This window comes from Brevibacillus sp. HD3.3A (assembly GCF_013284375.2).
GTDB classification, from domain to species: domain Bacteria; phylum Bacillota; class Bacilli; order Brevibacillales; family Brevibacillaceae; genus Brevibacillus; species Brevibacillus parabrevis.
Window position 1 is genome coordinate 1,191,211 of record NZ_CP085874.1, and the last position, 16,206, is coordinate 1,207,416.

Annotated in this window: 11 protein-coding genes and 1 pseudogene; 7 read left to right on the top strand and 5 right to left on the bottom strand. The window is 46.4% G+C overall.

Annotated elements, in window-relative coordinates:
• Positions 1-39 precede the first annotated feature (39 nt).
• Together HP435_RS06025 and tnpB are read left to right on the top strand one after the other, a co-directional pair.
• A complete protein-coding gene (locus HP435_RS06025) occupies positions 40-3,258 on the top strand; it encodes a DEAD/DEAH box helicase (protein ID WP_173598484.1) in 3,219 nt (1,072 codons plus the stop codon).
• A gap of 889 nt (positions 3,259-4,147) precedes the next feature.
• Positions 4,148-4,498, top strand: coding sequence for an IS66 family insertion sequence element accessory protein TnpB (gene tnpB, locus HP435_RS29235; RefSeq protein ID WP_173598483.1), 351 nt, complete (start codon positions 4,148-4,150; stop codon positions 4,496-4,498).
• Here tnpB and istB read toward each other — a convergent pair.
• From istB to HP435_RS06040, 3 genes and pseudogenes are all read right to left on the bottom strand, one after another.
• Positions 4,462-5,415: an IS21-like element helper ATPase IstB gene (istB, locus tag HP435_RS06030; protein WP_173598482.1), complete on the bottom strand. Its 954-nt coding sequence runs from the start codon at positions 5,413-5,415 to the stop codon at positions 4,462-4,464. The two genes, tnpB and istB, sit on opposite strands and share 37 nt — an antisense overlap.
• Complete coding sequence (gene istA, locus HP435_RS06035; protein WP_217365616.1) at positions 5,412-6,920, bottom strand: IS21 family transposase; 1,509 nt, start codon at positions 6,918-6,920, stop codon at positions 5,412-5,414. The genes istB and istA overlap by 4 nt, the downstream gene beginning before the upstream one ends.
• A 123-nt stretch (positions 6,921-7,043) precedes the next feature.
• A pseudogene (locus HP435_RS06040) lies at positions 7,044-7,921 on the bottom strand (IS3 family transposase); the annotation flags it as partial.
• Positions 7,922-8,208: 287 nt separating this feature from the next.
• Between HP435_RS06040 and HP435_RS06045 the strand changes: the two are divergent.
• The 3 genes from HP435_RS06045 to HP435_RS06055 all read left to right on the top strand — a co-directional run bounded on the left by HP435_RS06045 (position 8,209) and on the right by HP435_RS06055 (position 12,928).
• A complete protein-coding gene (locus HP435_RS06045; protein ID WP_063228418.1) occupies positions 8,209-9,630 on the top strand; it encodes a SpoVR family protein in 1,422 nt (473 codons plus the stop codon).
• Between the two features lie 139 nt (positions 9,631-9,769).
• Positions 9,770-10,705, top strand: coding sequence for a 3-hydroxyacyl-CoA dehydrogenase family protein (locus tag HP435_RS06050; RefSeq protein WP_173598480.1), 936 nt, complete (start codon positions 9,770-9,772; stop codon positions 10,703-10,705).
• A gap of 240 nt (positions 10,706-10,945) precedes the next feature.
• On the top strand, positions 10,946-12,928 hold the full coding sequence (locus HP435_RS06055) for a methyl-accepting chemotaxis protein (protein WP_173598479.1): 1,983 nt from the start codon (positions 10,946-10,948) through the stop codon (positions 12,926-12,928).
• Between the two features lie 114 nt (positions 12,929-13,042).
• Here HP435_RS06055 and HP435_RS06060 read toward each other — a convergent pair whose 3' ends face one another.
• Together HP435_RS06060 and HP435_RS06065 are read right to left on the bottom strand one after the other, a co-directional pair.
• Positions 13,043-13,477 carry a hypothetical protein gene (locus HP435_RS06060; RefSeq protein WP_173598478.1) on the bottom strand — a complete coding sequence of 145 codons (435 nt, stop codon included), beginning with the start codon at positions 13,475-13,477 and terminating at the stop codon, positions 13,043-13,045.
• A 267-nt stretch (positions 13,478-13,744) separates the two neighbouring features.
• Positions 13,745-14,005, bottom strand: coding sequence for a hypothetical protein (locus HP435_RS06065; protein ID WP_122962764.1), 261 nt, complete (start codon positions 14,003-14,005; stop codon positions 13,745-13,747).
• 181 nt (positions 14,006-14,186) lie between these two features.
• On the opposite strand from HP435_RS06065, the gene HP435_RS06070 reads away from it, so the two are divergent.
• On the top strand, positions 14,187-14,411 hold the full coding sequence (locus tag HP435_RS06070) for a hypothetical protein (protein WP_122962765.1): 225 nt from the start codon (positions 14,187-14,189) through the stop codon (positions 14,409-14,411).
• A gap of 36 nt (positions 14,412-14,447) precedes the next feature.
• On the top strand, positions 14,448-16,013 hold the full coding sequence (locus tag HP435_RS06075) for a PucR family transcriptional regulator (protein ID WP_173598477.1): 1,566 nt from the start codon (positions 14,448-14,450) through the stop codon (positions 16,011-16,013).
• Positions 16,014-16,206 lie beyond the last annotated feature (193 nt).

Genomic DNA, 16,206 nt, shown 5'->3' on the forward strand with positions numbered 1-16,206 from the left:
ATAACTGATATTTTTAAAGCTAGGAAGGCGGTGTAGAGATTGATAAAGCCGGGAGATATTGTGAAAGGGGCTCAATTTCCTGAAACGGTAGAAATAAAGAAAGTGGAGAATATCGATGGAGAGTTTTATTCTATTGCTGCCATAGGCCGTGAGACGAACCAATACTATGAACTGTTGCTTGAACACAATGACATGACAGCATTAGTTTGTTTAACTCATCAAACAGAAGCGAAGATCAGTGCTACAAGCGAAGACATTCAACATATGCTCCAATACTATGCTTTCGAAGTAGACGAACGATTTTCAAAAGGAAGACCGCTCGGCAACACTCGCCTGATTCCTCTTCCTCATCAAGTAGAGGCAGTTTATAATCGAATGTTGCAAGTGCCTCAAGTTCGGTTTTTGTTAGCGGACGATCCAGGGGCGGGTAAAACCATCATGTCGGGTATGGTCATCAAAGAATTGAAAGCTAGAGCAAGTGCAAGCCGTATTCTGATCTTGGTTCCTCCACTCGTACTCAAGCAATGGCAGGAAGAGTTGGAGGAAAAGTTTGGGGAAAATTTTCGGATTATTAATCGATTAACATTAAATGAATATGGCGGTAAAAATCCATTCATAGAGAATGATTTATGCCTTGCCAGTATATATTGGGCTGCTCGTGATGATGTAAAGGGTTATATAAGTGCGGCTGAATTTGATTTTATTATTATCGATGAAGCACATAAAATGGCGGCTTATACACACGGAAAAGTAAATAAAAAGACAGCAAAAACGAAAATGTATCAGTTAGGTGAGCTCATTCTTCGCCCAACACAGCATGTTCTCTTACTGACTGCTACACCACATAAAGGGGATATGGAGAATTTCCGCCATCTAATGCGGTTAATTGACTATGACATTTTTTCCAATACATCTGTTAATGAAAGTCTTCGGGAAAAGACAAATCCCTTCTTGATACGAAGATTAAAAGAGAGCATGACCACATTTGAAGGCACACCATTGTTTCCCAAAAGAATAACGAAGACAATACAGTATCAACTCTCACCGGAGGAATTAAAATTATACGATCTTGTTACCAACTATGTACGATATCATTTCAATAGAGCCATAAATTCCGGTAATAACAGTACCGCTTTTGCAATGATGCTCTTGCAGCGAAGATTAACTTCCTCGTTGGAAGCCATTCACCTCTCTTTACAGCGGCGGAAAAAAAGATTGAAAAAGCTTATGGAACAATCGGAACTAGAAAGAAAAAAATTTCTCAAAAAGCTGAAGACAATTGATACAGAAGATTATCATGAAGAATCGTTTGACATGCAGGATCAGATAGAAAAAGATCTTGAATATTCCGTCTATTATATTGATGTTGAAGAATTGCAATTAGAAATTGACGAAATCAGTAAATTGATTGACCAAACTACATACATAAAAATGAACAGCGTGGAAAGGAAATACGAAGAATTAGAGCTAACGCTGTTTGGAGTTAATGGACTAATAAACCAAGGAGAAAAGATCCTAATATTTACTGAATCCGTCGATACACTGAACTTTCTGGAGCGGGAACTATCTGAAAGAGTGCCGAAAGTAGCAAAAATCGTTGGACAATATTCCATCGATGAGCGTAGAAGACAAGTTGAAATGTTTAGAAATGAATGTCAGATTATGCTCGCAACGGATGCAGGTGGAGAATCAATCAACTTGCAATTCTGTAATCAGATGATCAATTACGATATCCCATGGAACCCCAACCGCTTGGAACAGAGAATGGGGCGTATTCATCGGATTGGTCAAAAAAATGAAGTTGTCATTTTTAACTTAGTTGCCTCCAATACTCGTGAAGGGGATGTAATGATACGACTTCTCGAGAAGATGGAGCAGATGAGAGGAGATTTAGGCATCGATTTGGTTTATGATTTTATTGGTGAAGTGATAGAAAATGAGTACGGTGACTTGGCTTCTTTAATGGAAGCGGCTGTACTAAAACGTGAGAATTTAGATGATATCATTGCCGCTATGGATAAAACCCTATCGGAAGAACATAAAAAACTGATTAAACTGGTTGAGCAAGAACGATTGGAGAAAGACATATTTGATTTACCGACACTCAAAAAAGAACAGAATGACTTAGCTGTAAACCGGTTACCTGTACGATGCTACTCATCATTTGCTGAACATATTTTTAAGCAAAACAATGTTCGTATTCACAAGATTATCGATGACAAAGTGATCCGAATCGATCGACTGCCCAAATTCATTCGTGATTTTGCTAGGAATAATCAATTAATCCAGCTTGTTGATATGGAATCCATCAAGTTTACGGGATATCAACAATACAAAGAACTTGATGTTGAAGTTATGACTAATAATCATCCTTTGTTTCAATTGGCTCTAAAATTAAGTAAGAAAGAGACGGAAAAGTGGGCGTTAAATCGTTTCATGATGTCATATCCGGTTAAAGAACCACTTTCAATTGAAGCTATTCTCGTTTCAGTTGCAGATGGAACAGGGCAGGATTTGAGAAAAGAACTAGTCTTCTTAGCGAAGCGGGAAAATGGAGAAGTAATTCGTATAGATGCTTATTGGCTGTTTCAATCTGTGTTTGAGGGAGAATGGATGCAGCTCAATGAGAAGCTGGATCAAGAGATTCGCTCGGAAGCAGTGAAAGTTGCGATTCAACTCAGAAATGAAATTAGACAAAAGCGGGAAAAGCAACTGGATAAAGTCTCCAAGTACCTCACAAAAACTTTCTCCAAGCAAATTGATGATGTCATTGAAAAAAGAGATAAGTATGAGCAGGAGAATATCGAAAACCGAAATACTGCCTTGATCAATCAAACGAATGCAACCTTAATTGATATTGAAGCTCGTAGAGATGAAAGATTGACATTAGTCGAACGCCAAATCAACATTGGCATGAAGCCTCCAAAAAGATTATTTCAAATTGAAATCATGCCAAACGGAAAAGGCAATCGAGTATTCTCTGTTGATTTTAAAGAAATCGTGGAAAAGTACGAACATCAAAATGGTCGGCAGCATGTGAAGAGTTTTTATTCTTTGGCCTTGGTGGATTTTTACAGTGAACGGTTTAACGGTGAGCCAAGATATATACTTATGACTGAGCAGCTGGATTATTTCCCTTCAGAAGATCATCTAGAGGATTTGCGGGATATCTTGGACAAGGTGTATATATACGTCGTCCAGAATGGTCAAGTCGTTCAAGAAAGATCAATAGCTGAGGAGATCATTGTGTTGAAGTAGGTTTATTTGCTTTAGGGTTATTACAAATGGTTCCATTCCAACCGTTATCCTGTAAAGGCACACGAATCGATTTGTTTTAATGGTTACTTCAAATTTCGCTTCTGCGAATGCCAGTTCTGGGATAGGTACATTTACAGTTTTCTATACCTTAACACTATCGACTATACACGAAACTAAGGTGGATATCGTCAACCGTAAGCGTCCAATAAGACAGTGGATAGAATCCTCCCTAAAACTATGGGACAATCCTCTCAATTAAAGTTTTTAAAGTAAAGTTGAAAAACTTTATAGTGGGAGGGTTAGAGTTGGATACTCGGGAAGTCACAAGCCAATATCGTTTCAACCAGTGGACGGAGATCGTCGTCAATGCCGCAGTAGTGGTCAGACAGTCGCTGTGTGGTGTGCTGAGAATAACATCAAACCAGCAAGTTATTACTATTGGTTAAGAAGGATCCGTAAAGCTGCCTGCGAAGCGCTTGTAAATTGCAATTTAAAAATGCTTAGTTTTACAATGCATTTATACAATCGTGGCTTTACATGGAGAGGCGGGTATGATAGGCTAGATCGCCAAGCGAAACCTTATTGTTATCGCCCTTTCTGCCTGCATCATACCCGTAGAGGTTCCATGTCAAGCCGCTGTATAAAAATCGCATATCACGCATGAATTTACAGCAATATTCGGCACTCTTAGATTGCTAAACATAAGCGCTCCCATCACTTAGTGGAAACAATCCTATCGTTCCAGTAAATATTCCAAACCACGCAGTTGAAACTTGCTCTTCGGATCAAGAATCATCGGATATTGTATTGCGTTTTGGCGCTGTAACACTGGAGATTCGCAACCATGCATCAGCAGCGTTGATCGAAAACACCCTGAGGGCACTGCAAAATGTTCGGTGATGTCTCGAAAGCGGATAAAATCTATATTGCTTGTGGTTATACCGACATGCGAAAGTCCATTGATGGACTCGCCGCCATTGTCCAGCAGAACTATCAGTTGAACCCCTTCCAGAACAGTCTGTTTCTCTTTTGTGGTAGGCGACGTGATCGGTTGAAAGCACTCTGTTGGGAAGGAGATGGATTTGTTCTCCTTTACAAGCGATTGGAAAACGGAAGTTTTCAATGGCCAATGAATGCCGAAGCCGTTCGCTCCATCACCTACCAGGAATTTCGATGGCTTCTAGATGGATTGTCAACAGTAAATCAGACAACTTTTTTAAGGGCTGTATGGCGATACTGAACAGGCGTCATATAGCCTAATGTTCCATGAATGCGATGTTTGTTAAACCAGTTGACGTAATCGTATAATTCCAATTCCAGATGACGAAGATTATGAAATTTCACCTGGTTCACGAACTCTGTTTTCATGATTTTGTAGGTGGCTTCGGCCACAGCGTTGTCGTAAGTGTGAATGTCAATCAAAAAGTTGACCACCGTGCTCATCAAAAAATTGACCACCATGGCAAAAATATGGGCACGATGTGTAAGCCTATCAACTAAAGCTGCTGTCATTTGTTCATCTTTAAAAATTTGTGTCCAATCCGCAAATTCAAGGTTACTGGTGATGATCATGCTGCCTTTCTCATAACGTGCTGCACAAAATTGAAATAATAACTCCGCCCCTGTTTTGCTTAGGGGAACAAAACCGACTTCATCTAGAATGATCAAATCAGTTTTGAGCCATTGTTTCTCCAACTGAAGGATTCGCTTTTGGGACTGAGCTTCCATGAGCTCGTTGCATATTTTCGCGGCTGTCCAAAACTGTACGGAATAACCATGGTGACAAGCCTCCTTACCCAGAGCAATCGAGAGATGTGTCTTACCCGTACCAGAGTTTCCGATAAACATGATGTTTTCTGCCTTCTCGATGTAATCACAACGAGCTAGTTGTAACAATTTCGGTTTATTAAGAGACGGAATCACAGAGAATTCATATTGATCGAGTGTTTTCGTTGAAGGGAATTTGGCATGCTTGATCCGACTGGCGATTTGATTTGCGTCCCTTTGCTGCACTTCTTGTTCCAAAAGAGCGAGAAGGAATTCCTCATAAGGGACTTGTCGTTCGGCAGCATCATTGGCCATTTCCTTATAGAAACGTTTAATAGCCGGTAATCGAAGCCGTTTGGCATAGGTTTCAAGCAAGAAAGTTGTACTCAATGCACCACACACCTCTTTTGTAACAGACGATTGTATTGGTTAAGATCGGGAGTTTTTACTTGAATACGCGGAACAGAACTATCTTCAGCCAACGAGAGTTGAGGAAGACGATGCTCCGGTAACGTACGATGAAACAATAATTGCCTTACGGCATCATACTGAAACATCCCCTTTTGACAAGCTTCCTCTAATGATTCCTCCACAAGAATAGTATCGAATTCATGATGTAATAACAGGAGTCGAACGAATTCCTTCATTCCGCCTGGTCGATGGCGGCACTTGTCCAAGAACTGTTGGTAAATTGGAGGTAGCCCCGCCTGATGCAAAGGTCTGGCATACAAAACTGCACCTGGTCGAGTAAGAAGCAAATCCAGGTAGTGATCGTATTGCAAAAGCTCTTTGCCGCTTTCTAAGCATCTCTCATGCTGAGCAATCAATTTGTTACCATGGTACACTTCAATCCGTTCGGCAAACACCTTACAAGTAAGCTCGGTAGATGCGTGTGAAACCGGAACAGAATAGGCATTTTTCTCAAAGTGAATCATAGACAAGGTATTGCTTTTCACAGACACGATACGGCAACAATCCAGTGGTTGTGGAGGTAAGGGGAGCATGACGTGCTGCTCTTGTACAAAGGCTTCTCCAACGGTTAAGGATGACCTTGGAACGGTAGTTGTCTCGTAAGAGATACATTTCTCAAGAAGGAAATGATTTAATTCCTCTAGTGAAGAGACACTTGGAACCGGGGTAAAGAACTGCTTTTGGACGAACTTTACGAGATTTTCTACTTGGCCTTTTTGATGCCCTTTTCCCCGATCACAAAAATAGCTTTCGAAGAGGTAATGGGCACGAAGCTGGACAAATCGCTCTTGCTCCTCGCGGTTTTTGCCTTCCAACACCTTCTTTACAGCTGTTGTCAGATTGTCATATGTAACGACCTGAGGAACAGCGCCGAAAAAACCAAAGGCATCGACATGCCCTTGAAGAAGAGCTTCTTGCTTTTGATGAAAGAAAGTTTTGACAAAAATCTTTCTGCTATAGGTGCAACGCATACAAAAGACTTGAACTTTTACTTGCTTACCCTGTAAAAGAACAGTAACCTCGCCCCAGTCAAATTGGGCAAATTTCCCTGGCGGGAAGTCGAGGGGGACAAACGCTTTTGGAGGAGAAACGCGTAGTTGTCTGACGTAACGTCGAACTGTAGATTCACCGCCGGTGAATCCGTATTCGTCGACAAGTCTCTGATAGATACGGGTGGCAGTATGACGCTGCTTGGGAGGAGCCTGTTCATCTTGGTGCAGCCATTCTAGGATGATGGGCTGCACGGAATCAATGACTGGTTTCGGTTTCGGTTGCGAAAGCTGGTACACAGGGATCTCCGTTGATTTCAAGGCTTTTCGTATGACTTGACGGGAATAGCCAGTTTCTCGAGAAATTTGGCGAATCGGCTTCCCTAGCAGAATGTGTTGTTTCCTGATAAACTCATAATTAGCCATCTGAAGCATGTCCTTTCCTCCTATACCTTGATGTCTCAGCAACTTCAAGATACAGGAAATAGGTGCTCAGGTGGTCAACTTTTTTATGAGCGATGTACCACTGGGTGGTCAAGAATTAGATTAGCATTCACAGTCGTAAGGACAGCCTTTCATACTCAGAGATCGGCCGATCTCAAACGTCTCCAAAAGCTCGTCCATCTTTTGATTTTTACATTCGCTGCCACGGTCGGTATGAAACCACTGAATTTGGCGTAAGTCGCCCTGTACCGTCGCAAAAGCACGGGAAATCAGAGCAGCGTCCTTATTTGGACCTGCACTATGGCCGATAATCTCTCGATTAAACAAATCGACCAGCACACCAATGTAATGCCATCGATTCTGAACCTTTACATACGTCAGATCGCTAACAACGAAGCGCTTGGCTTCCGCCTGATCAAACTCACGATCCAGGACATTCGCCGTAGCAGCTTCATTACAAGTAGCTTTATGAGGCTTATACTGTGCTACGGTGTACGTGGATACGAGTCCCTGCTCCTTCATGATTCGACCGATTCGGCGCCTGGAGACAACCGTTCCGCGTTCCTGAAGCTTGACTTTGATTTTTCGAGTGCCATAGGCTTTTCGATTCTTGTGGAAGATGTCCACAATCGCTTCGGTGATGACATCTTCATTGGCTGGTTCTTTCGCTTCGTAATAAAACGTACTTCTTGCGATTTGCAGGACGTCGCACATGGCTGATACCGAGTATTTATCCCGATTGCTCTGGATAATCGCTACTTTCGTCCCATGATCAGCGCGGCTTGCTTTAAAATATCATTCTCCATCCTCAGACGCTGGACTTCCTTCTGTAGAGCGTGCAGCTCATTTTCTTCAGGGGAACGATTGTCCTTCTCTTTGAAGGAACCCGTCGTTTGGGCTTGTTTGATCCAGCGGTCTAAAGCCGAAGCTGTGAGGTCATATTCCTCCACAATCGCTGATCTGGACTTCCCATTTTCATAGAGTCCCACCATTTATTTCTTGAATTCCGCTGTAAACGTTCTTCGCTGCTTTGGCATGTAGAGATCCGCTCCTTAGGATGATAGGTTTATTCTACAAGCCCTCATTTTTATTGTCCAACTAAGTGTAGACGATCCAGAATAACCAAACTCGATGAAGGCGTTTCCTCATAAGGAGACGCTTTTTTGTTGTCAAAACACTTCCCTGCCACTCCAACCGTTTTTTCGAAGAACCGTGGCGTCTTTTCTCCAGTTGCCCCATATACATAAAGTAGGCTTTGGCGAATGGAGGGGGAAAGGCAATGACAGGCGACGAGCGCAAAGAACTGGAGCGATCCATTGACGAGATCACGGAGATAGCCAAGGGGTTCAACCTTGATTTTTATCCGATGCGATACGAAATATGCCCGGCAGACATCATTTACACGTTTGGCGCGTACGGCATGCCGACCAGGTTCTCGCACTGGAGTTTTGGAAAGAGCTTTTACAGGATGAAACTGCAATACGACCTGAACCTGAGCAAAATTTACGAGCTGGTCATCAACTCCAACCCGTGCTATGCATTTCTTCTGGACGGCAACTCGCTGATCCAAAACAAGCTGATCGTTGCCCACGTGCTGGCTCACTGCGACTTTTTCAAAAACAACATGCGCTTCTCCAATACGAACCGCGATATGGTCGAGAGCATGGCGGCGAGCGGCGAGCGGATTCGCCAGTACGAGATCGAGTACGGCAAGGAAGCGGTCGAGAACTTGCTGGATGCGAGCCTGGCGATACAGGAGCATATTGATCCGAGCTTGCTGCGTCCCAAGCTGAGATGGAAGCGGGAAGGGGAAGAGCCGCAGAAAAAAGCGAAGTATGAGCGCACATCGCCCTACGATGACCTGTGGGGACTGGATCGCAAAGAAAAAGTGGAGGCTGATCCCGCCAAGCAAGTGCGCAAATTCCCGCCGGCTCCGGAAAAAGACTTGCTGCTGTTCATCATGGAGTACAGCAATGTGCTGGACGATTGGCAACGCGATGTGCTGACGATCATCCGCGACGAGATGCTCTACTTCTGGCCGCAGATGGAGACGAAGATCATGAACGAAGGCTGGGCGACCTACTGGCATATGCGCATTCTGCGGGAGATGGAGCTGACGGAGGCGGAGACGATTGAATTTGCCAAGCTGCATTCCTCAGTCATCCAGCCGTCGACGACAAGCATTAACCCGTACCATCTCGGCTTGAAAATTTTTGAGGACATTGAAAGACGCTGGGACAATCCGACGCAGGAAGAGCAGGAGCGCTTTGGCCGCAAGCCGGGCGAAGGACGCGCCAAGCTGTTTGAGGTGCGCGAGCTGGAATCCGACATCAGCTTTATCCGCAACTTCCTGACAAAAGACTTGGTGAGCGACCTCGACCTGTACATGTTCGGCAAGCAGGGCAACGACTGGGTCGTAACGGAAAAACAGTGGGAGCAGGTGCGCGACGGTCTGGCCGGGACGCGGGTAAACGGCGGCTTCCCATATGTGCTGGTGCATGACGGCGACTATTTGCGCTCAGGAGAGCTATTGCTCAAGCACCACTTCGAAGGCTTGGAGCTGGACGTGAAGTACGTCGAGAAGACGCTGCCTTACGTCTACACCTTGTGGGGAAAAAATATCCACCTGGAGACAGTCGTGGAAGATCGGCAAGTCATGTTCACCTATGACGGCAAAAAGGTGCATCGCAGGTTTTTGTAAAAAAGGCAAGCCGTACGTCCGGGGATGATCCAGCCGGGGGTGCGGCTTTTCTGCTTGCTGCCAGCAGGATTTGGTCCGCCCGTTGTGGAAATTTTCGCAAAGCAAAAGCGATCTACCTACTTCCCGGGAGGTTCTCCACATGATAAAGCACGTAGCAGTAATCGGATCAGGTGTAATGGGGCATGGCATCGCCCAGCTATATGCGTTGGCGGGGTTCTCTGTTTCGCTCTACGATTTGCAGGAGGAACTATTGCACAAAGCAAAAGCGAGCGTGGAACAAAGTCTGGACTTGCTGGAAAAAGAGGGAGTCATTACGGAGCAGGACAAGTCCTCTGCACTGGAGCGGATTGTGCTGACTACCGATTTGCAGCAAGCAGTGGCTGAGGCTGATGTGATTACGGAAGCTGTGCCGGAAGTGATCGAGCTGAAATGGCAGCTGTTCGCCCAGTTGGAGCAGTTTGCCAAGCCGGAGGCGATTATCGCTTCCAATACGTCTACTTTCTCTATCGCGCGGCTGATCGAAAAGGCACAGTCGCCGCACCGTTTTATCATCACTCACTTTTTCAATCCGGCGCAGCTCGTTCCGCTTGTCGAGATTGTGCGCCACGAGCAAACGGCAGAGGAAGTTGTCACAGCGACAGTCAAGCTGATGGAACGAATCGGCAAAGCTCCCGTGCTGCTGAAAAAAGATGTGCCTGGCTTTATCGCCAACCGCCTGCAAACGGCGTTGATGAGAGAGGCGTTTCATTTGCTGGAGGAAGGCGTGGCGAGTGCGGAAGACATCGATACGGTAATGAAAGCAGGCATCGGCTTTCGCTGGGCGTTCGTCGGGCCGATCGAGACGGCTGATTTTGGCGGGCTGGATACGTGGCAGCGCGTCATGGACAATTTGGCGCCGGAACTGGATCAATCTACTGCGGCTCCACAGATTATTAGCGAGCACGTGAACAAAGGCGAGCTGGGCACCAAATCAGGAGCAGGCATCTACTCGTACGAGCACGTCTCAGTCGCGGACAGGCTGCACGCAAGAGACGAGCAGTTTATCCGACTGACCAAGCTGAAAAATGAGCGATGACGAATAGGACAAAAGCCACTAGGAAAAAGGTCGGGGGATATCCCGGCCTTTTTTACATCCATTTTTTCGCCCGGAAACGCATGCTACTGCCCTTTTGCAGGCGATCCCGGGTATCATAGCCGATTAACTTTATCGTCTTTTTGCTAAACAAACGTTAGCTAGTTACCGATATTAGTCATTAGGACTTATAACGATTGTCCTTTTTTCTCCAAATTCAACACGGAAAGAAGATGAACAGACTTGAACGTAAGACAGCTAGAATGGATCAAAAGCTTCAAAACCAAGTTGATTGTGACGTTTCTGTTGATCCTGATTATCCCTTCCCTCGTCGTTGGAGCCTTGTCTTTCCAGGAGGCCAAGCAGGAAATTGAGAAGCAGATCATGAAAAGCGCGAATGAAAATGTTTCTCTCGTAAATTCGATCATCTCCAATACGTTTGAGCCGAAACTGAAAGACGCTGACTACTTGGCGAAAGTGATCAACAAGAGCATGTATGCAGGAACAAACGACTCGGAGGCTGTGAAATTCCTCGATATTTACATGGGGATGAACCCGGAGGTAGCGAGTATCAGTTTGGGAACGGAAGACGGGAGTTACATGCGCTCGCCCAGACAGGAAGTAAAGGCAGGCTTTGACCCGCGTACCCGCGACTGGTACAAAAACGCGATGGCGAAAAAAGGCAAGGCGATTATTACCGCGCCGTACATTTCTGCCGTTACGGGTGAAGTCATCGTAACGATTGCGAAAGCGACGGATGACGGATCGGGCGTCATTGGCATTACGCTCGGCATTGAGCAAATCAAAAAAGTGGCCAGCAGCGTGAATATCGGCACGAACGGTTACGTGATGGTGTTGGATGGAACCAAGAAGTACGTTGTGCACCCGGAAGAGACTGCGGGAGAGGAAGCAAAAGAAGCTTTCTATGACAACTTGTACCAGGCGGAGACGGGCCAGTTCTCGTATTCGTTTCAGGATCAGCCAAAAGAAATGTACTTTATGACCAATCCGACTACGGGCTGGAAAGTAGCTGGTTCGATGCTCCGCTCGGAAGTGGATGAGGCTGCCCGCCCGATCTATACGCATACGCTTTGGACGATTGCGGTTTGCTTGATCGTGGGCGGGATGATCATTTTCGTGATTTTGCGTTCGATTATTGCAAGCATTCGCGAGGTGAAAGAGCATGCGGTCCGGGTCAGCCAAGGCATTTTGACCGATTCCATCGAAGTGCGCACGAGCGATGAGCTTGGCGAGCTTGGCCGCGCGTTCAACATGATGCAGGAGCATTTGCGCACGCTCATTTCCGATGTGGAAGCGCGAGCCGAGCAAGTTGCCGCTTCGTCCGAGCAGTTGACGGCAAGTGCCCAGCAGACAAGCATTGCTACGGAGCAAGTGACGAATGCGGTTCTGGAAGTGGCAGGAGGGGCGGAAAAGCAGACCGCAGTCACGGAGCGCAATGTGCACTCTCTCCAAGAGGTGTCGGAAGGAATCGTCCAAATCACGCAAAGTGTCCAGGTTCTCGCGGATATCGCTACGAAAACGACGGAGCAGGCGGATGAAGGCGGAAGCTCGGTGCAGCAAGTCGTAGGGCAAATGAACTCGATTCATGCTTCCGTGGAGAAATCCGATCAAATGATAAAATCGCTGTACGACCGTTCCAAAGAAATCGGCTCGATCTCGGAAGTCATCAGCGGCATCTCCCAGCAGACCAATTTGCTGGCGCTCAATGCCGCGATCGAAGCAGCCCGCGCTGGCGAACACGGAAAAGGCTTCGCCGTCGTCGCGACCGAAGTGCGCTTGCTGGCAGAGCAATCCCAGGAGTCAGCCAAGCAAATCGTCGAACTGATTGCAGAAATTCAAAAAGAGACGAGAGCCTCGGTCGATAACATGGAGAAAGTCAGACAGGATGTGGCTGAAGGCTTGGCTCTCTCTACGGAAACGATCCACAAGTTTGAGGAAATCGTCCAGAGTACCCGCCAAACGAATCCGCTCATCGACGAAGTATCAGCCATTGCGGGACAAATCGCAAACGCGGTGCATGAAGTGACGACAGCTGCGAACGATCTGGCGCAGATCGCGAGAGGCAATGCCGAAACTGCCGAGGAAGTAGCGGCTTCCTCCGAAGAACAGCTCGCCTCCATGGAGGAAATTTCCTCGTCGGCGCAAGCGCTGTCGGTGTTGTCCGAGGAATTGAAAGTGTTGATTAACAAGTTTACGTATGAGTAAAGGCAAAATTTCCAGGTAGGGAGATAGAAGCTCAAAATATACGAAAAGAAACAGGCCCTTTTTAAAAGCTGCCTGTTTCTTTTTGTGTATGGTTCGAAAAATGACAGCTCAAAACTAATAAACAAAATACAACAACAAAAATATCGAAATGGATACGACCAGGCCACCTATCGCAGTTGTGTAAGAAGCAGTGCGTTTAGTAGAAAGCTGAGCAAGATAAAAAAATATTGAACCGCAAATCGTAATTCCAAATGTAATCATTTTGAACGGCAATAAAAACGAAAGAACGATGGAATACGCCAATCCAAGTAGTGCGAATAAAACGATATTAAGCAATACGTTGTGTGACTTTTTTCTTGATAAATTCAAATATAGTGCCAATCCAAAAAGTGCTCCGACAAAATTTAATACAATAATGTAGCCTTGAAGTATATAGTATGTACCGCTATCATCTACCGGTACTACTCCTTCTCTACTTACTACATAAAAATAAAGTAGAATACTTGCAACGAATAATGAACAGCCTGCACCTCTAAAATAGGCTAACATTAATGTACCTCCTTGATATTACCAGCTGTAAAATTATGGTATCATCTTGTAGTTATTATGAGAATACCCCTTTTTACCTAAATGGAAAGCCCTCCTTTAGCGTATCGTGAGTAGGAAAAACGATTTTTAACCGCAGTGCATTTGATTTGGCGCAGATCGCGAGAAGAAATGCCGAGGAATTGAAATTGTTAATCAACAAGTTTACATACGAATAAAGCCAACCCCCCCTGCTCGCCTAAACGCACAGGGGGGCTGTTTTGGTGACATTTACAAATCGCGTGCGACGTGGGGTTTGCTATAATGACTGGTGCCCCCACCGCCAACGAGGACTCTGCCGCCTTTGCCGAAAATCAGCAGTTTTCTGGAACCGTCCGCCAACAGGACGATGATTTTGGCCTGGTTAGCTGTTGCCGTATAAACGACGTATCCGCTTCTGGACACGAATGTGCGCCAGTTTCTGTCAAATTCCGAGCGCAGAACGCGAGTGGAGTACACTTGGTTTTCTACGCGTGTTGCCGTTTTTTTCATCTTGATGAACACCTCCTGTCCCTTTTACTTTATTCACAAGCGAACAATTGGTTTGGACAAGTGTTGGTAGACGTCGCCTATTTTCGTTGCAAACCAGCACCAGGCGTACTATGATAACAACAAGGATGGCAGTCGCAGACGGTACCAAAGCGAACGGGCCGCCACAAAGGAGTGAGTGAAAATGGCAAAAAGCAGCGCGCGCAAGCATCGGGAAAAATTGGCGCGGGAAGGCAAGCGCAACCCGGAGTTGAACAGGAGCATTTTCGTGTTTGCTGACATGAGACAGCGAGCGACGAAGACAAAAGCGGAGAAACTGAATCAGCACAAGCACAAGAGATCGTTGTCCTATCAAAGTGATGACGGTCTTTTTTATTGCCGTTTTTCTGCCCTCCGCATTTTGTGGTAGCATGTAGCCAAGAGTCAAAAGCGAAGAGGTGAAGTCATGGAAAACTCTCCTTTTACCGTCGAGCGGCTGTTGCAATTGCCTGTGTTTCGCGGATCGGAAATCATGGCCGGACACGCAGGAATCGCCAAAGAAATTTATTACATAAGCTCCGTGGAAATGCCTGATTTGACAGGCTTTTTGCGGCCGAACGAACTGATTATTACGACAGGTTACGCGTTTCGGCATGAGCCGATGCTGCTCTGCCGCTTGCTGGATGAAATGCATCGGATTGGCAGTTCGGCTATCGGCATCAAGACGAGGAGAGTCATTCAGGAAGTGCCTGCGGAGGCGTTGTACAAAAGCAATTTGTACGGTATCCCGCTGTTTGATATCCCGCTGGAAAATTCGTTTATCGACATGACGCATGCCGTGATTGACCAGGTGCTTCAGCGCCAGGCGTTTTTGTTGCGCGAGGTGCGGGAAGTGAACCAGCAGTTTACCAATCTCGTCCTGAATCGGCGGACGACCGAGCTTGTCGTATTGATCGGGAACATGCTCGCTTGCGAGGCGGCTGTGCTGAAAGAGGACGGGGAAATCGAGAGTGCTACGTCGCAGTTTGATGTTAGGCAGATTCAACAAAAGCGGCCGATCCAGGTGGGCAGCAGGGTGATGGGCTATCTTGCCATTTCGCGCGAACTGAAAGAACAGGAGCGCTTCGAGCGAATGTGCCTGGATCATGCGGTGACCGTGCTGGCGATTGACTTTACGATCCGCCAGTCGCAGCAGCTGCAACGGGAACGAGAGCAGGAGTCGTTTTTGGTCGAGCTGTTTTCCGGTTCTGCCCACCAGGAAGACTTGCTGCGCTACCGGGCCAAGCAACTGGGAATTTCGCTCAGGCAATATCATTACGTAATCGTCATGCGTGTGCAAAGCAAGGTTGAGATGGCGCAAAAGGAACGGGATGAACAGCTTGCGCAGGTGTACCATCTGCTGTTGCAAAAGCTGAACAAGCCAGGGGTGCATGCACGCAAAGGAGTCGTCATCAACGATTCGCTGCTCGTGCTCTGTTCATCGGCTTTTGCCGAAGCGGACAAGCAAAAAGCGGACGCGGAAGCACTTATGAGGGAGCTGGCGCTTCTGCAAGAGGAGTTTTCGGCACAGTGGCAGCTTGCTGTAGGAATCGGGGGAGCGCGCGAGCATTTGGCAGACGTTCCGGCCAGTTCCCGCGAAGCATACAAAGCGATTGCTGTCGGAGCCAAGACGCGACCGAAACAGGAAATGGTGCATTATCACGAGATTCTCGTCGAAGACTTGCTGCTGGACAACACAGGTCATCCGGTGCTGGCGGCGCTCACCTCCATGCTGATCGAGCCGCTCGTCCGCTACGACGAAGAGTACGGGACAGAGTTGCTGGCGACATTGGGCGCTTTTCTTCAATCGGGGGGAAATACAAAGCGGGTCGCAGAGGAAATGTTCATTCATCGCAACTCGGTCTTGTATCGGCTGGAGCGAATTGGCGAGATTCTGCAAACCGATTTGAATGATCCCGAGGTGCGGTTTCGTTTGGATGTCGCCATGCGAGTCTGGAAAACGCAGGGAGTCGACATTCATTCGTTCGAATAACGACAGGCCGTTTGTGATCGTGCCCAAAAAAGGGTGCGAACTTTTGGGACGCTTCCCATAGGGGAAAGCGTCTTTTTTTTGTTAAAGTGGAAAAACACAGAATAGAAAGAAACGTGGCGCAAAAGGGGGGAAAGCAACAAAGCTTTTGGCCAGCGAACGTGGAGGCGCTTTCATGGCAAAAGGCGAAGCGGAT